Origin of the sequence: Streptomyces sp. NPDC058246, assembly GCF_042881985.1 — a bacterium.
In the GTDB taxonomy this organism is placed as follows: Bacteria; Actinomycetota; Actinomycetes; order Streptomycetales; family Streptomycetaceae; genus Streptomyces.
This window is the reverse complement of sequence record NZ_JBHVWZ010000010.1, coordinates 62048-78333: the sequence shown is the minus strand read 5'-3', so window position 1 is coordinate 78333 and position 16286 is coordinate 62048. Positions and strand designations below refer to the sequence as shown.

Genomic DNA, 16286 nt, shown 5'->3' with positions numbered 1-16286 from the left:
CAGCTCGTGCCTTGCCTTTCGCGCGCGGGCGTCTGTTTCGTCTGTACAGATGTCCTGTTGCCGTACAGGCCTTACGTATGCCTCAGTACTTCTGTATGCCTCAGTATGCGTACGGACAAGCGAACGGGCCGCGCGACCCCTTGAGGATCGCGCGGCCCGGACGGAAGCGGGGGAGGGTCAGTGACCGCCCGACTCCTTGAAGCGCTTGTAGGAACGCTCGATCTCGGCCTCGGCCTCGGTGCGGCCCACCCAGTTGGCGCCCTCGACGGACTTGCCCGGCTCCAGGTCCTTGTAGACCTCGAAGAAGTGCTGGATCTCCAGGCGGTCGAACTCCGACACGTGGTGGATGTCGCGCAGGTGCTCCACACGCGGGTCGTGCGCCGGGACGCACAGCAGCTTGTCGTCGCCGCCGGCCTCGTCGGTCATACGGAACATGCCGATCGTGCGGCACTGGATGAGGCAGCCGGGGAAGGTCGGCTCGTCCAGGATGACCAGCGCGTCCAGCGGGTCGCCGTCCTCGCCGAGGGTGTTCTCGACGAAGCCGTAGTCGGCCGGGTAGCTGGTCGAGGTGAAGAGTCGACGGTCCAGGCGGATCCGACCGGTCTCGTGGTCCACCTCGTACTTGTTCCGTGAACCCTTCGGAATCTCGATCGTGACGTCGAACTCCACCGGTGGCTCCTCCATGATCAACACATAGTTCTGGTGATTAAGTGTCCCTCACGCAGGTGTGTGATCGCGAAAGGGGCTGGTGGTCGTGCCAGAGCTGAGGGCTTGGCGGGCCGCGAGACCGCATGTGGTGCGGGTCGCGCGGACGGTGAAACCGCATGTGGCGCGGGCCACCCAAGCCGTGCGGCCGCGGACCGTGCAGTTCACGACCCCGCAGCTCACGGCCGTCGCCGCCACCGTGGGCCTGGCGCTCGCGGCCGGGGCGGTGACCGCGGCCGGTCCCTGGGACTCCTCCGGTCAGCGTACGGCCGAGCGTGACTGGGCCGCATCGCGGGAGGGCGAGGGTGGCGCAGATCACGGGCGTACGTCCGATACGTCCACGACGCCCCGGCCCGCGCCCAGCGCCGCCTCCGTCCTCGCCGGGCTCGGCGGTTCCACGGGCACGGTGCCCGCGCCGGCCGGGAAGGCCCTCGCGGACGTCCTCGACCCGCTGCTGAACAACGCCGTCCTGGGCGCGCGGCGCACCGCCGTCGTCGTCGACGTGGCGACCGGCAAGCGGCTGTACGGCAAGGGCGCCGACGAGGTCCAGACCCCGGCCTCCACCACGAAGATCGCCACCGCCGTCGCGGCGCTCACGGCGCCGGGCCCCGACCACCGCATCGAGACGCGTACGGTCCTGGAGCCCGACACCAAGGAGGTCGTGCTCGTCGGCGGCGGCGACCCGACGCTGACCGCCAAGAAGAAGACGGCCGGCTGGGCCGGCCTGCGCACCCTCGCCGAGGAGACCGCGAGCGCCCTGAAGGCCCGTCACCTGGACCAGGTGACGCTCTCGTACGACACCTCGCTGTACGCGGGGCCCACGCTGCACCCCATCGGTACCAACGACAACCTCGCCCCGGTCACCGCTCTGATGGTCGACGAGGCGCGCCCCGACGACTCGACCAGCGGGCCGGTCACGCGCAGCCTGGACCCGGCGCGGGACGCGGCCGAGAAGTTCGCGGACCTCCTCCACGACCAGGGCATCGAGACCTCGTCCCCCGGCCCCTCGAAGGCGACCGGCCGCTCCCAGTCCCTCGCCTCGGTCTCCTCGCCGCCCCTGTCCACCCTGGTCGAACGGATGCTGACCAACAGCGACAACGACATCGCCGAGGCCCTGGCCCGCCAGGTCGCCCTCGCCTCCGGCGAGGAGCCCAGCTTCGACGGCGACGCGAAGGCGATCCACACGCAGCTGGCGAAGCTCGGACTCCCGCTGTCCGGCGCGGACTTCGAGGACGGCAGCGGCCTCGACCGCGCCGACCGGCTCTCCGCCGACCTGCTCACCGCCCTGCTGGCCAAGTCCGGCGACCCGGCCCACCCCGAACTCCGCACGGTCCTGACCGGCCTCCCCATCGCGGGCTTCACCGGCACCCTCAGCACCCGCTACACCGACGCCCCCACCGCCACCGGCGTGGTCCGCGCCAAAACCGGCACCCTCACCGGCGTCAACACCCTCGCCGGCACGGTCGTCGACACCGACGGCCGCCTGCTGGCCTTCGCCTTCCTGACCTCCGACGAGGCCAGCCCCCCGAACGCCCTGGAGGCCCGAGCAGCCCTGGACCACACGGCCACGGCGCTGGCGGCCTGCGGCTGCAGATAGGCGCTCGGTCACTGCTGCCACTGCCGTGGGCAGTCGTCCAAGGAGGGAGACGGGGGTCCGCGCCCCTGCCGACCCAGGGGCACCGATGGCACCGCCGGCCCGAGGCGAGGGGCGCCCGGCACCCCGTACCTCTAACCGCAGCCGGACACGCTCACGTACGGTTGACGCATGACGAGCATCGGTGGTGCCGAGATGGTCGACTGGAATCTCGCGGTCGCGACCGCGACCCGGCTCGTGCGGCCGGGCCCCGAAGTGAGCCGCGACGAGGCGAGGTCCGTCGTCGCGGAACTGCGCCGGCACGCGAAGGCCTCGGAGGAGCACGTCCGGGGCTTTACTCGTATGGGCGACGAGATCGTGCACGACACCCCCGTACTCGTCGTCGACCGCCCCGGCTGGGTGCGGGCGAACGTCGCCGGGTTCCGGGAGATCCTCAAGCCGCTCCTGGACAAGATGCAGGAGCGCCGGGGGAGCACCCCGGGCGGAGCCGTCCTCGGCGCCGTCGGCGGCAAGGTCACCGGCGTGGAACTGGGCATGCTGCTCTCGTTCCTGTCGTCGCGGGTCCTCGGCCAGTACGAGACCTTCGCCCCCGCGAGCCGCGAACTGCCCGCCGGTGAGAACGGCGGCGGCAGGCTCCTCCTCGTCGCGCCGAACATCGTGCACGTGGAGCGCGAACTCGACGTGGAACCCCACGACTTCCGCCTGTGGGTGTGTCTGCACGAGGAGACCCATCGCACCCAGTTCACGGCCGTGCCCTGGCTGCGCGACCACCTGGAGGGCGAAATCCAGTCGTTCTTGGCAGAGACCGAGATCGACCCCATGACCGTCCTGGAGCGCATCAGGGAAGCGGCCCAGTCGCTCGCCGGCTCGCGCCCCGACACCGAGGAGGACGACGGCGGCCGCTCGCTGGTGGAAATCGTGCAGACGCCCGCCCAGCGCGAGATCCTCGGCCGGCTGACCGCCGTGATGTCCCTCCTGGAGGGCCACGCGGACTTCGTCATGGACGGCGTGGGCCCGGCCGTGGTCCCGTCCGTGGGCGAGATCCGCGAGAAGTTCCAGCAGCGCCGTGCCAAGGGAGCCTCCCGGCTCGATCTGGCGCTGCGCAGGCTGCTCGGTCTGGACGCCAAACTGAGGCAGTACAGGGACGGAGAGCGGTTCGTCCGGGCGGTCGTCGACGAGGTCGGCATGGACGGGTTCAACCGCGTCTGGACCTCCCCGAACACCCTCCCGACCAAGACGGAGATCGCCAAACCGGCGGACTGGGTCGCGCGGGTGCACCGCAGGGCAGAGTCGTGAACCCTACGGCAAGGTCGTGAAACGAATCCGGCCGACGGCAGGCAAACGCCCCTCCAATCACCCGTCCGAGGGACCGTGGGGCATGGACAGGCGTGCAATGCTCGGGGAACGGCCCGGTTCTGTCACCATCTACACACTCTGAGTGACCGAACCCGGGCTCACCCCCCGAAAACTTCATGAAGGGAACCGGACATGGGTCCCCATCCTGCGGTCGCGGCGATACGCCTGGCGGTCCGCCGCGTACTCCACGACATCCTTACCGAGCACCCGCCCGCCTCCGACACCCGGCGCGCGCCCTTCACCGGTGCCGCGCGCCCTGCCGCTCCCGACGCGGAGCGCGTACCCGCCCCCGGTACGCGCGCCCCCGAAGGCGAGCGCGTGCCCGCCCCCGGCACGCGGCGCACGATCACCCGCGCCCAGAACCCCCCGCACGAGCGGCCTACGGCGCCGCTCGTGCTCGTCGCGTGCTCCGGCGGCGCCGACTCCATGGCGCTCGCCTCCGCCCTCGCCTTCGAAGCCCCCAAACTCGGCATCCGCGCCGGTGGCATCACCGTCGACCACGGTCTGCAGGCCGGCTCCGACCTGCGCGCCGACGAAGTCGTGCTGCGCCTCACCGAGCTGGGACTGAGCCCGGCCGAGTCCATCGCCGTCAGCGTCGGCCGCGACGGCGGACCCGAGGCCGCCGCCCGCGACGCCCGGTACGCCGCCCTGGACGCCGCCGCCGAGCGGCACGGCGCCGTCGCGATCCTGCTCGGCCACACCCGCGACGACCAAGCCGAAACCGTCCTGCTCGGCCTCGCCCGCGGCTCCGGCATCCGCTCCCTGTCCGGAATGGCCGCGGTCTCGGGGGCCGACGGCCGTTACCGCCGCCCGTTCCTGCACCTCGACCGGCAGACCGCGCGCAAGGCCTGCATGGTCCAGTCGCTGCCCGTCTGGGACGACCCGCACAACGCCGACCCGGCCTACACCCGCTCCCGGCTGCGTCACGAGGGCCTGCCCGCCCTGGAGAAGGCGCTCGGCAAGGGCGTCGTCGAGGCCCTCGCCCGTACGGCCCAGCTCTCCCGCGACGACGCCGACGCCCTCGACACCTGGGCCCGCCAGGCCGAGGCCTCCGTACGCGACGCCGCGGGCCTGCTGGAGTGCGCCAAGCTCTACGCCCTCCCGCCCGCCGTACGCCGCCGCATCCTGCGCCGCGCCGCCATCGAGGCGGGCGCCCCGGCCGGTTCCCTGTTCGCCCGCCACATCGAAGAAGTCGACCGGCTGATCACCGGCTGGCGCGGCCAGGGAGTCATCAATCTCCCGGGCAAAGTCGTCGCCCAGCGGCAGGGTGGCAGACTGGTGATTCGGCAAGGCTGAATCCCACCCCCCCTCCGGGGAGGGGTCGGGCAGCCGGTGGGACGACCGAAAGTGATGCGGGTGGACGCGAAAGACATGGGCACCGACCTCAAGTCGGTGCTCATCACCAAGGAAGAGATCGACGCGAAGCTGGCCGAGCTGGCCGCGAAGATCGACGCGGAGTACGCGGGCAAGGACCTGCTGATCGTCGGGGTGCTCAAGGGTGCCGTGATGGTCATGGCGGACCTCGCGCGTGCGCTGTCCACCCCCGTCACCATGGACTGGATGGCGGTGTCCTCGTACGGCGCGGGCACCCAGTCCTCGGGTGTGGTGCGGATCCTCAAGGACCTCGACACCGACATCAAGGGCAAGCACGTCCTCATCGTCGAGGACATCATCGACTCCGGGCTGACCCTGTCCTGGCTGATCTCCAACCTCGGCTCCCGCGAGCCCGCCTCCCTCAAGGTGTGCACGCTGCTGCGCAAGCCGGAGGCGGCGAAGGTGGCGATCGACGTGGAGTGGGTCGGCTTCGACATCCCGAACGAGTTCGTGATCGGCTACGGCCTCGACTACGCGGAGAAGTACCGCAACCTCCCGTTCGTCGGTACGCTCGCGCCGCACGTCTACGGCGGCTGAGCACCCGCCCTTTTCGAGGGCGGCTCGGACCCGTTAGGACGTTCGGGAACCCCAGCGGGTTTCGCGCCGTTGGAGCATGCGTAGGCGGGATTGCCAGCAGTCCCCTGCGGCTTCGGGTGACAATGCTGGGGTACCGTCCGAAGAACAGTCTTTATCAAACTCACTATGGCAGGAGGGACGGGGCGACACCGCTCCGTATGGATGGACGTGAAGCGATACTTCCGTGGGCCGGTCATGTGGATCGTGCTGGCCGTCCTTGCCGTGGTCGTGTTGATGCAGGTCGTCGGCTCGTCCGGCGGCTACAAGACGGTGGACACCGGCCAGGTCGTCCAGGCGATCAATGACAACAAGGTCCAGCAGGCCAAGATCACCACCGGCGACGAGCAGACCATCAAGGTCCAGCTCAAGGACGGCTCGAAGGTCGATGGCAGCTCGAAGATCCAGGCGAGCTACATCGGCGACCAGGGCGTGAACCTGGCCAACACCCTGCAGGACAAGTACCAGAACAAGCAGATCCCGGACGGTTACACCGTCTCGCCGACCAAGCAGAACGCGTTCGTCGGGATCCTGCTCTCGCTGCTCCCCTTCGTCCTCATCGTCGTCGTCTTCCTGTTCCTGATGAACCAGATGCAGGGCGGCGGCTCCCGGGTCATGAACTTCGGGAAGTCCAAGGCGAAGCTCATCACCAAGGACACCCCGAAGACGACGTTCTCGGACGTCGCGGGCTCGGACGAGGCGGTCGAGGAGCTCCAGGAGATCAAGGAGTTCCTCCAGGAGCCGGCGAAGTTCCAGGCCGTCGGGGCGAAGATCCCCAAGGGCGTGCTCCTGTACGGGCCTCCTGGTACGGGTAAGACGCTGCTCGCGCGCGCTGTCGCGGGCGAGGCCGGCGTCCCCTTCTACTCGATCTCCGGTTCCGACTTCGTCGAGATGTTCGTCGGTGTCGGTGCCTCCCGAGTCCGTGACCTGTTCGAGCAGGCCAAGGCGAACGCTCCGGCGATCGTCTTCGTCGACGAGATCGACGCGGTCGGCCGCCATCGCGGCGCCGGCCTCGGCGGTGGTCACGACGAGCGCGAGCAGACGCTCAACCAGCTGCTCGTCGAGATGGACGGCTTCGACGTGAAGGGCGGCGTCATCCTGATCGCCGCCACGAACCGGCCCGACATCCTCGACCCGGCCCTCCTGCGCCCCGGCCGCTTCGACCGCCAGATCGCGGTCGACCGTCCGGACATGCAGGGCCGTCTGGAGATCCTCAAGGTCCACCAGAAGGGCAAGCCGGTCGCTCCGGACGTCGACCTGTCGGCGGTCGCGCGGCGTACGCCGGGCTTCACCGGTGCCGACCTGTCGAACGTGCTGAACGAAGCGGCGCTGCTCACCGCGCGCAGCAACCAGAAGCTCATCGACAACAACATGCTCGACGAGGCGATCGACCGTGTGGTCGCGGGCCCGCAGAAGCGGACCCGCATCATGTCGGACAAGGAGAAGAAGATCACCGCGTACCACGAGGGCGGCCACGCCCTGGTCGCGGCGGCGTCTCCGAACTCCGACCCGGTCCACAAGATCACGATCCTGTCGCGCGGCCGTGCCCTCGGCTACACGATGGTCCTGCCGGACGAGGACAAGTACTCCACGACGCGCAACGAGATGCTGGACCAGCTCGCTTACATGCTGGGCGGCCGCGCGGCCGAGGAGCTCGTCTTCCACGACCCGACCACCGGCGCTGCGAACGACATCGAGAAGGCCACCGCCACGGCCCGCGCGATGGTCACGCAGTACGGCATGACCGAGCGTCTCGGCGCGATCAAGTTCGGCGGCGACAACACCGAGCCCTTCCTGGGCCGGGAGATGTCGCACCCGCGCGACTACTCGGAAGAGGTCGCCGCGCTCGTCGACGAAGAGGTCAAGAAGCTCATCGAGAACGCGCACAACGAGGCCTGGGAGATCCTGGTCGAGAACCGCGACGTCCTCGACGCGCTGGTACTCCAGCTGCTGGAGAAGGAGACGCTGAGCAAGGAGCAGATCGCCGAGGTCTTCGCTCCCATCGTCAAGCGTCCGGCCCGCCCCGCGTGGACCGGCTCCTCCCGCCGCACCCCGTCCACCCGCCCGCCGGTGCTCTCCCCCAAGGAGCTGTCACTGACGAACGGGGCGAACGGCTCGACGCCGGCCATCGCCACCGCGACGGAGTCCGTCCCGGCGACGGAGGCCGTCCCGGAGGACCGCACCGAGAGCTGACCGACCGGCTCCCGGTGGCTTGACCAGCCCCGGAATGAATGCCACACCCCCCAGGTTTTAGCCTGGGGGGTGTGGCATCTCTGTATGCCCGTACGTTTGGGACGCGTCGACCGGCACGCGCAGGATCCACAGGAACGAGGACCAGATGACCGACCCCGTGACGCTGGACGGCGAGGGCGTGATCGGCGAGTTCGACGAGAAGCGCGCGGAGAACGCCGTACGGGAGCTCCTCATCGCGGTCGGCGAGGACCCGGACCGCGAGGGCCTGCGCGAGACGCCGGGCCGGGTGGCGCGGGCGTACCGGGAGATATTCGCGGGCCTGTGGCAGCAGCCGGAGGACGTGCTGACGACGACGTTCGACCTGGGGCACGACGAGATGGTCCTGGTGAAGGACATCGAGGTTTTCAGCACTTGTGAGCACCACCTGGTGCCGTTCAGGGGGGTCGCGCACGTCGGCTACATTCCGGCCACCAGCGGCAAGATCACCGGCCTGTCCAAGCTGGCCCGGCTCGTCGATGTCTTTGCCCGTCGCCCGCAGGTGCAGGAGCGGCTGACGACTCAGATCGCCGATTCCCTGATGGAGATCCTGGAGCCGCGCGGCGTGATCGTGGTCGTCGAGTGCGAGCACATGTGCATGTCGATGCGCGGTATCCGCAAGCCCGGCGCGAAGACCATCACGTCGGCGGTGCGCGGACAGCTGCGGGACGCGGCCACGCGCAATGAGGCGATGAGCCTCATCATGGCGCGCTAGCTGCTGTCAGCAGCGCGGCCGTCAGGACCTCCTGCCGGCCGCGCCCGTCGGGCGCTTTGGAGTTACGCCGCCCGAGCCGCGCCGCCGTGGTTCTCGTCGTCGTCCTCCGGGAGCTTGCAGACGCGCTCCAGGAAGAAGGCGGACGCTATGACGCCGATGCCGGCCAGGACGGAGAAGCCGGCGTAGATGGCCTGGTCGCGGCGGGCGGGGATGTCGAGGGATTCCAGAAGGAAGGCGCCCGTGCCGCCGTACATACCGGCGACCAGGGCGGCGACCAGGGCGCTTGCCTGGCCGAAGACGACCGCGCGGGCCGCCATCAGCGGGTCGACGCCCTTGGCGCCGGGGCGGCGCTCGCGCTGGGCCTTGAGGCGGGCGCGCAGCGAGAGCGCCGTGGCGAGCAGGACGACGGCGATGAGGGCCAGGACGATGGGGGCGGCGAGGGGGACCCGGGGGAGGGTGCCCACCGCGTTCCACAGGCGGGCGCCCGCCCAGGACAGGACGCCGGCCACGACGAACACGGCGACCAGCGTCCTGATGCGCAGCTCTTTCACTTTGCCCCTATCGGTCGTCCGTGGCCTGGTGGTCGTCTTGACCTTAACGACTACTCGGGCAGCCGGAGTTCCAGGTCGGCGCGGGGCGCGACGCCGTCGTGGGTGACCGTCGCGAGGAGCTGGGCGACGGGGCCGCGGCCGGGCAGCTGGGCCGCGGGGTCCACATCGTGCCAGGGTGCCAGCACGAACGCCCTTTCGTGGGCGCGCGGGTGAGGGAGGGTCAGGACCGGGTCGTCGGAGACGACTTCGGCGTAGGCAACGATGTCCACGTCGATCGTGCGCGGGCCCCAGCGCTCGTCCCGTACGCGGTGGAAGGCCTCCTCGACCGCGTGCGCCCGCTCCAGGAGCGAGGACGGGGGGAGAGTGGTCTTGAGGACCACGACCGCGTTGAAGTATGTCGGCTGGGTGCCCGGTTCGACGCCCCAGGGCTCCGTCTCGTAGACGGGGGAGACCGCTTTGACGCGGACGCCGGGGGTGTCCTCCAGGGCGTCGATCGCGCCTTGGAGCGTCTCCAGGCGGTTGCCCAGGTTCGAGCCGAGGGAGATCACCGCGCGCCTGGGGTTCTGCAGCGTCGTGTCGGCGGCGTCCACCTGCTCCACCACGGAGGCGGGCACCGGCTGTACGGTCGGGTCGCTCTGACCCTCGGTGTAGAAGGCGGTCATACTCGGCTCCGGGTGATCGTGACGGTCACGTCGTCGAAGGGGACCGTGATCGGCGCGTCCGGTTTGTGGACGCAGACCTCGACCTCCTGGACCGCGTCGTGCTTCAGACACGCCTGGGCGATGCGCTCGGCGAGCGTCTCGATGAGGTCGACGGGTTCGCCCTCGACGACGGCGGCGACCTCTTCCGCCACGATGCCGTAGTGCACGGTCTTCGCCAGGTCGTCGTCGGCGGCGGCCGGTCGGGTGTCAAGGCCCAGCGTCAGGTCCACGATGAAGGTCTGGCCCTCCTCGCGTTCCTTCTGGAAGACGCCGTGGTGCCCGCGGGCCTTGAGGCCGCGCAGCGCGACACGATCCACGCGAATCACTCCTGCAATCGTCGGTAGCGGCCGTCGTGAACCGAGTGCGGTCGGCGCACCAGCCTGAATCGAATCTACCTGCGGGCACTGACAGCGCTCGCCCATGGGGGCGTGTGCCCGGGCGAATGCCAGGAGGCTTCACCGGGCGTTTCCCCTGGGGAACACGGCGGCTCACGGGTTGGTAGCCGCCCCTACCCGGAGGTACGTGATTCCAACCACTTCTTGGTTCCTGTGAGCCGCCTACCCACTCAACCGGGTGTGTCCTCGTCCTCTTCCTCGCCGGATTCGGCCAAGACGGGGGACGCGTGGTGGGTCCAGAGCTTCCAGCCGTCGGCGGTGCGGCGGAACACGTTCGTGGCCACGACCAGCTGGCCGACGAGGGGTCCGAGCTCGTCGCTGTCGTCGGGGGCGGGGCCGCCGCTGAGGATGTTCTCGGTGCAGGTCACCAGGGCCGTGTCGGCGGCCACGGAGACGTGCACGTCGGTGAGGAAGAACTGGATGTACTCGGTGTTCGCCATGATCAGCGCGTACGAGCGGAGCACCTCGCCGCGGCCGTTGAGGACGGGCCAGCCGGGGTGGACGCAGGAGATCACCGCGCCCTCGCCCTCGATGTCGTCGTCGGCGGTGTCCAGCGGGGCCAGCCACAGCGAGGAGAGTGCCTCGAAGTCGCCCCGTTCCATCGCCTCGTAGAAGGCGGTGTTGGCGAGTTCGACCTGTTCGACGTCGGTGCGGGGGGTGCTCACCGGGCTCCCTCTGCCGCCTGGGAGCCCGGGGCGTGCGCTCCCGCGGCGCGGGCGCCCTCGACGGCGCGGGCGACGCGTACGGCGTCTGCGGTGGCCCGTACCTCGTGGACGCGGACCGCCCACGCGCCCTGGTGGGCGGCGAGCGCGGAGACGGCGGCGGTGGCGGCGTCCCGCTCCCGCGCGGGCGGCGGGGCGCTCTGTGGGCCGGCCAGGACGCGGCCCAGGAACCGCTTGCGGGACGCGGCGACGAGCAGCGGGTGGCCGAGATCACGCAGCCGGTCGAGATGGGCGAGGAGCGCCAGGTCGTGCTCGGGGTCCTTGGAGAAGCCGAGGCCCGGGTCGACGACGATGCGGTCGGGGGCGATGCCGCCCGCCAGAACGGCCGCCACGCGCGCGTGCAGCTCGTCGACGACTTCGGAGACGACGTTCTCGTACGTCCCCCGCACGTTGCCGCCCTCGAGGAAGCCGCGCCAGTGCATGACGACGAAGGGCGCGCCGGCCGCGGCGACGGCGGGGATCATCGCGGGGTCCGCGAGACCGCCGCTGACGTCGTTGACGAGGGCGGCGCCCGCGGCGAGCGACCGCTCGGCGACCGAGGCGCGCATGGTGTCCACGGAGACGGTGACGCCCTCGGAGGCGAGGCCGCGGACGACGGGGATGACGCGCTTGAGCTCCTCCGCCTCGTCGACGCGGGTGGCGCCGGGGCGGGTGGACTCGCCGCCGACGTCCACCAGGTCGGCGCCCTCGGCGACCAGGTCCAGGCCGTGCTTGACCGCGGCCGTCGTGTCGAACCAGCGGCCGCCGTCGGAGAAGGAATCGGGGGTGACGTTCACGACCCCCATGACCGCGCAGCGGTCCCATGTCGGCAGTCCCGCGACTCGGCCGCGCCCGCGCTCTGTGCTCATACGTCCAGCCTAGGCCTCCGGCGGGGGGCCGAATCTCCCCCGGGGGGAGTCGCCCGGTGTGCGAGGGCGGCCCGTATTTCCGGGGGGTGGCCTGAGCGAGGGCCCAGGGCTGGGCGGTTCGGCCCCTCGCTCAGGCCTGTCCACGACGCCTACGCCGCCCTGACCCCGTGCTCCGCCACCGCGTGCGCGCACGGGCGCGGAGCCGGCGTGCGGCGGCGCAGCAGCCGGGGCAGTGCCAGGTTCACGAAGCCCTCCGCCTGCATGGCGGCGAAGCCGATGCGCGGGAGGTCGCGGGAGGAGCCGTAGACGACGAAGCGGGGCTCCCAGCGCGGGCGGAACTTGGCGTTGAACTTGTACAGGGACTCGATCTGGAACCAGCGGGAGAGAAAGACCAGCAGGCCCCGCCAGGCGCGCAGCACGGGCCCCGCGCCGATCTTCTCGCCCCGGGCGAGCGCCGAGCGGAACATCGCGAAGTTGAGCGAGATCCGCTCGATGCCGAGGCGGGGTGAGGCCTGGAGGGCGGCCACGATGAGGAGTTCGTTCATGCCGGGGTCGGCCGAGCGGTCGCGTCGCATGAGGTCGAGCGAGACGCCGTCGGTGCCCCAGGGGACGAAGTGCAGGACGGCCTTCAGGTCGCCGTACGGGCCGGGCTGGTCGTCGGTCTTGTGGGCGGTGGCGATCAGGCAGTCGCCGTCGGCCGGGTCGCCGATGCGGCCGAGCGCCATGGAGAAGCCGCGTTCGGTGTCGGTGCCGCGCCAGGCCTCCGCCGCGCGACGTATGCGGTCCAGCTCCCCCTCGCCGAGGTCACGGATGCGCCGTACCCGTGTCTCGTATCCAGCCCTTTCGATCCTTTTCACCATCTGGCGCACATTTCGCATCGCGCGCCCGGCCAGGGAGAAATCCGCGACATCCACCACCGCCTCGTCGCCCAGTTCGAGGGCGTCCAGGCCGGTCTCGCGGGTCCACACCTCGCCGCCCGTCTCGGAGCAGCCCATGACGGCGGGTGTCCAGGAGTGCGCCTTGGCCTCGTCCATGAAGCGCTCGATCGCGCCGGGCCAGGCCTCGACGTCGCCGATGGGGTCCCCGCTGGCGAGCATCACTCCGGAGACGACGCGGTAGGTGACGGCGGCCTTGCCGCTGGGCGAGAAGACGACGGCCTTGTCGCGGCGGAGCGCGAAGTGGCCGAGCGAGTCGCGGGCACCGTGCTTCACCAGGAGGGCGCGCAGCCGGGTCTCGTCGTCCTCGGTGAGGCGGGCGGCGGGGTGTTCGGGGCGGAAGGCGAGGTAGATGGTGGTGACGGCGGTCAGCCAGCCGAGGGCGCCGAGGGAGAAGGCGACCGTCCAGGACGTGGGTCCGGTGTAGTCGACGGGGCCTTCGAAGCCGAACAGGCCGTACAGGACGTGGGTGATGCGGTCGGCCAGGCTGGGGTCGCCGACCATGTGGTTCTCGTGGACGCTGACGATGACGAGTCCGAGGACCAGTGAACCGGCGCCCATGAGCACGAAGTTGGCGAGCGCGCGCCAGCGGCTGCGCGGATCGGGCAGGGCGGCGAACTCGTCGCGGTGGCGCAGCAGCGGGGCCAGCAGTGCCGCGGAGATGACGACACCGATGATCGAGTGACGGTACGCGAACTGCGCGACGGCGCCGGCCGGCAGCAGGACGACGGCGGCCCGCCAGGCCCGGCGCTTGCGGCGGCGCAGCCCGTGAGCCAGCAGCAGGAGGAGCACTCCGGCGCTGAGCGACAGCGCGGCGGCGAACGGGCCGAGCGCGCCGGGCAGTACCTCGGCGATGGCGTGCATACGACTGCGCCGGAAGCGCGGGAAGACACCCGCGGCGATGTCCAGGAGTCCCACGAGTGTGCAGGCCCTGGCGACGAGGGCGGGGACGGCCTCGGGGCGCGGACCGCGGAGTATCTGCCGCGTCCGGCCTGTTCGACCCGGAACCTCGCCCGACATTTCCCCATCTATCCTGACAGACATCGCATCCCGTAGTTCTGCGAGAGACCTTGAATCCGGTGCCATTCCGGCATCCGGCGACATTGCGCCCTCTAGGACGGTGTCTTGGGGAGACAGGTTCACTCCCCTTCGGAAAGCCGGTTCAAAAGGCAAGGAAAGTCCGGGGCAAGCGCACGCGAAGGAGCTGCGCAGGCCGAGGACGGAAAGCGCGGGCAGGAACAGCTCATGGGTCTCACGAGCAACAAGGTGCTGGTGCTGGCGGTCTTGTTCGCCGTGCTGCTGTTCGTCGGCACGGTGTGGTGGTGGCCGCGGCTGGCACGGCGCAACTGGCGGGCCGTCATCGGACGGGTCGGCCTGTTGCTGGCCACCCAGGTGGCGATCTTCGCCTCGATCGGATTTGCCGCGAACCAGGCCTTCGGGTTCTACGCCAGCTGGGCGGACCTCTTCGGCCAGGAGAGCGGCCAGGGCGTGGTCGTCGACCACAACGGCACGGGCGGCACGGCCGGCGGCCCCCTCCAAGTGGTCGACACCCAGCCGGTGAACGTCTCCGGCGGTTCCCGTCCGCAGATCGGCGGCCAGATCCAGAAGGTCTCCATCGTCGGCCGTACGACACACATCGCCACACCGGCGTACATCTATCTGCCTCCGGAGTACTTCCAGCCGCAGTACCGCACCCGCACCTTCCCGGCCACCACCGTCCTCACCGGCTATCCGGGCACCGCCGAGGCGCTCATCAAGGGCCTGCACTACCCGCAGACGGCCCACGAGCTGGCCAAGACCGGCAAGGTGCAGCCGATGATCCTCGTGATGATGCGGCCCACCGTCGCGCCGCCGCGGGACACCGAGTGCGTGGACATCCCCGGCGGCCCGCAGACCGAGACGTTCTTCGCCAAGGACCTCACCGACGCCGTGGCGGCCCACTACAGGGTGGGCAAAAAACCCGGCAGCTGGGGGATCGTCGGGGACTCGACGGGCGGCTACTGCGCGCTGAAGCTCGCCATCCACCACCCCGAGGCGTACGCCGCCGGCGCGGGCCTGTCGCCCTACTACAAGGCGCCGATCGACCCCACCACGGGCGACCTCTTCCGCGGCGACAAGGCGCTGCAGAACAGCGCCGACCTGCACTGGTACCTGAAGAACAGGCCCGCGCCCGACACCTCACTGCTCGTCAGCAGCAGCAAGGTGGGCGAGGCCAACTACAAGTCCACGCTCGACTTCATCGACCTCGTGAGGTCCAAGCAGCTCACCCGCATCTCGTCGATCATCCTCGACAGCGGCGGCCACAACTTCAACACCTGGCGGCGGGAGATCCCGGCGACGCTGCAGTGGATGAGCGGTCGGCTGAGCGACCGCTGAACCGCCCACCGGGGCCGGTCAAGAGCTGCTGACGGTCTCCAACTCGACGTCCGCGCGCGCGATGTCCCGCGCGTCCGCGGCCGTCGAGCGGCGCAGCGCCTCGTGCAGCCGGGCGGGGGTGAGTACGCCCAGAAAGCGGCCCTCGCTCTCCTGGTCGATGACGGCGATCCAGCCCGCGTCGTGCTGGAGCATCGTCGAGAACGCCTGCTTCAGGGACGCCCCGACGGGCAGCCAGGCCTCCATGCGGCGAGCGTGCTCGCGGACCGTGCCGGTCCCCACGCGCGCGTGCTCGGCGGAGATCCAGCCGTGCAGATCGCCGCGCGCGTCCAGGACGACCGCCCAGTGGCCGTCGAGCTTCTGGGGCAGCGGGTCGTCGAGGCGCACCACGGGAGGCTGTTCCAGGTCGCTCTCCTCGATGGGCGTCACGGACAGCCGCTTCAGGCCGCGGTCCGCGCCGACGAAGTCGGCCACGTAGTCGGTGGCGGGCGCGCCGAGGACGGCCGACGGGGTGTCGAACTGTTCGATACGGCCCTGTCCGTACACGGCGATGCGGTCGCCGAGTCGTACGGCCTCCTCGATGTCGTGCGTGACGAACAGCACCGTCTTGCGCACCGACTGCTGGAGCCTCAGGAACTCGTTCTGGAGACGCTCGCGCACCACCGGGTCGACCGCGCCGAACGGCTCGTCCATCAGCAGCACGGGCGGGTCGGCGGCCAGCGCGCGGGCCACCCCGACGCGCTGGCGCTGGCCGCCGGAGAGCTGCTCGGGATAGCGGTCGCCGTACACCGAGGGATCCAGGCCGACGAGGTCGAGGAGTTCGGCGGCGCGCTCACGGGCCTTCGCGCGCCGGACGCCGAGGAGATGCGGCACGGTCGCGGTGTTGTCGAGCACCGTCTTGTGCGGGAAGAGGCCGACCTGCTGGATGACGTAGCCGATACGACGGCGGAGCCGGACGGGGTCGATGGCCGCTATGTCGTCGCCGTCCAGGAATATCCGGCCGGTCGACGGTTCGATGAGCCGGTTCACCATCTTCATCGTGGTCGTCTTGCCGCAGCCCGAGGGACCGACCAGCGTGACCAGTTCGCCCTCGGCGACCTCGAAGGACAGGTCGTCGACGGCCGTGGTGCCGTCCGCGTACCGCTTGGTGACGTTCTCGAACCGGATCATGACTCCCCATTGTGGCCGCGCGCGCCGGAAGTTGTGTGAAGGCAA

General features: G+C 70.4%; 15 protein-coding genes. 7 read left to right on the top strand and 8 right to left on the bottom strand.

Going from position 1 to position 16286, the window contains the following annotated elements:
- Positions 1-177 precede the first annotated feature (177 nt).
- Positions 178-669 carry an inorganic diphosphatase gene (locus tag ACFVXA_RS17235; protein ID WP_121406362.1) on the bottom strand — a complete coding sequence of 164 codons (492 nt, stop codon included), beginning with the start codon at positions 667-669 and terminating at the stop codon, positions 178-180.
- Between the two features lie 79 nt (positions 670-748).
- On the opposite strand from ACFVXA_RS17235, the gene dacB reads away from it, so the two are divergent.
- The 6 genes from dacB (at position 749) to folE (ending at position 8546) form a co-directional block, all read left to right on the top strand.
- On the top strand, positions 749-2302 hold the full coding sequence (gene dacB, locus ACFVXA_RS17230; protein ID WP_362028453.1) for a D-alanyl-D-alanine carboxypeptidase/D-alanyl-D-alanine-endopeptidase: 1554 nt from the start codon (positions 749-751) through the stop codon (positions 2300-2302).
- Positions 2303-2470: 168 nt separating this feature from the next.
- Complete coding sequence (locus ACFVXA_RS17225) at positions 2471-3595, top strand: zinc-dependent metalloprotease (protein ID WP_362028456.1); 1125 nt, start codon at positions 2471-2473, stop codon at positions 3593-3595.
- 192 nt (positions 3596-3787) lie between these two features.
- Entirely contained in the window at positions 3788-4951 is a 1164-nt protein-coding gene (gene tilS, locus ACFVXA_RS17220; RefSeq protein WP_383906204.1) for a tRNA lysidine(34) synthetase TilS, read from the top strand.
- A gap of 54 nt (positions 4952-5005) precedes the next feature.
- On the top strand, positions 5006-5566 hold the full coding sequence (gene hpt, locus ACFVXA_RS17215; RefSeq protein WP_010986089.1) for a hypoxanthine phosphoribosyltransferase: 561 nt from the start codon (positions 5006-5008) through the stop codon (positions 5564-5566).
- 201 nt (positions 5567-5767) lie between these two features.
- Positions 5768-7795: an ATP-dependent zinc metalloprotease FtsH gene (ftsH, locus tag ACFVXA_RS17210; protein WP_362028462.1), complete on the top strand. Its 2028-nt coding sequence runs from the start codon at positions 5768-5770 to the stop codon at positions 7793-7795.
- Between the two features lie 145 nt (positions 7796-7940).
- Positions 7941-8546: a GTP cyclohydrolase I FolE gene (gene folE, locus ACFVXA_RS17205; RefSeq protein ID WP_362028464.1), complete on the top strand. Its 606-nt coding sequence runs from the start codon at positions 7941-7943 to the stop codon at positions 8544-8546.
- A gap of 62 nt (positions 8547-8608) precedes the next feature.
- Here the strand turns inward: folE and ACFVXA_RS17200 are convergent, their stop codons facing one another.
- From ACFVXA_RS17200 to ACFVXA_RS17175, 6 genes are all read right to left on the bottom strand, one after another.
- Complete coding sequence (locus ACFVXA_RS17200; RefSeq protein WP_362028466.1) at positions 8609-9097, bottom strand: DUF3180 domain-containing protein; 489 nt, start codon at positions 9095-9097, stop codon at positions 8609-8611.
- A gap of 50 nt (positions 9098-9147) precedes the next feature.
- A complete protein-coding gene (folK, locus tag ACFVXA_RS17195; protein WP_362028469.1) occupies positions 9148-9759 on the bottom strand; it encodes a 2-amino-4-hydroxy-6-hydroxymethyldihydropteridine diphosphokinase in 612 nt (203 codons plus the stop codon).
- Positions 9756-10115: a dihydroneopterin aldolase gene (gene folB / locus ACFVXA_RS17190; protein WP_362028472.1), complete on the bottom strand. Its 360-nt coding sequence runs from the start codon at positions 10113-10115 to the stop codon at positions 9756-9758. Before folB ends, folK begins: the two co-directional genes overlap by 4 nt.
- Positions 10116-10363: 248 nt before the next feature.
- Complete coding sequence (locus tag ACFVXA_RS17185; protein ID WP_362028475.1) at positions 10364-10858, bottom strand: nuclear transport factor 2 family protein; 495 nt, start codon at positions 10856-10858, stop codon at positions 10364-10366.
- Positions 10855-11763, bottom strand: a complete 909-nt coding sequence (gene folP / locus ACFVXA_RS17180; RefSeq protein ID WP_362028477.1) for a dihydropteroate synthase — start codon at positions 11761-11763, stop codon at positions 10855-10857. The genes ACFVXA_RS17185 and folP overlap by 4 nt, the downstream gene beginning before the upstream one ends.
- 149 nt (positions 11764-11912) lie before the next feature.
- Entirely contained in the window at positions 11913-13718 is a 1806-nt protein-coding gene (locus tag ACFVXA_RS17175; RefSeq protein WP_383739884.1) for a phosphatidylglycerol lysyltransferase domain-containing protein, read from the bottom strand.
- 225 nt (positions 13719-13943) lie between these two features.
- On the opposite strand from ACFVXA_RS17175, the gene ACFVXA_RS17170 reads away from it, so the two are divergent.
- Positions 13944-15074: an alpha/beta hydrolase gene (locus ACFVXA_RS17170; protein WP_384398769.1), complete on the top strand. Its 1131-nt coding sequence runs from the start codon at positions 13944-13946 to the stop codon at positions 15072-15074.
- Positions 15075-15092: 18 nt separating this feature from the next.
- On the opposite strand, the gene ACFVXA_RS17165 is transcribed toward ACFVXA_RS17170, so the two are convergent.
- Positions 15093-16241, bottom strand: coding sequence for an ABC transporter ATP-binding protein (locus ACFVXA_RS17165; RefSeq protein ID WP_390025436.1), 1149 nt, complete (start codon positions 16239-16241; stop codon positions 15093-15095).
- Between the last annotated feature and the right edge of the window lie 45 nt (positions 16242-16286).

Excerpts from the sequence above, each read along its gene's own strand:
- ACFVXA_RS17225 (WP_362028456.1), top strand. The coding sequence starts at position 2,471 with ATGACGAGCATCGGTGGTGCCGAGATGGTCGACTGGAATCTCGCGGTC.
- folP (WP_362028477.1), bottom strand. The coding sequence starts at position 11,763 with ATGAGCACAGAGCGCGGGCGCGGCCGAGTCGCGGGACTGCCGACATGG.
- ACFVXA_RS17170 (WP_384398769.1), top strand. The coding sequence starts at position 13,944 with ATGGGTCTCACGAGCAACAAGGTGCTGGTGCTGGCGGTCTTGTTCGCC.
- hpt (WP_010986089.1), top strand. The coding sequence starts at position 5,006 with ATGCGGGTGGACGCGAAAGACATGGGCACCGACCTCAAGTCGGTGCTC.
- folE (WP_362028464.1), top strand. The coding sequence starts at position 7,941 with ATGACCGACCCCGTGACGCTGGACGGCGAGGGCGTGATCGGCGAGTTC.
- ACFVXA_RS17175 (WP_383739884.1), bottom strand. The coding sequence starts at position 13,718 with ATGTCGGGCGAGGTTCCGGGTCGAACAGGCCGGACGCGGCAGATACTC.
- ftsH (WP_362028462.1), top strand. The coding sequence starts at position 5,768 with ATGGACGTGAAGCGATACTTCCGTGGGCCGGTCATGTGGATCGTGCTG.
- folK (WP_362028469.1), bottom strand. The coding sequence starts at position 9,759 with ATGACCGCCTTCTACACCGAGGGTCAGAGCGACCCGACCGTACAGCCG.
- tilS (WP_383906204.1), top strand. The coding sequence starts at position 3,788 with ATGGGTCCCCATCCTGCGGTCGCGGCGATACGCCTGGCGGTCCGCCGC.
- ACFVXA_RS17165 (WP_390025436.1), bottom strand. The coding sequence starts at position 16,241 with ATGATCCGGTTCGAGAACGTCACCAAGCGGTACGCGGACGGCACCACG.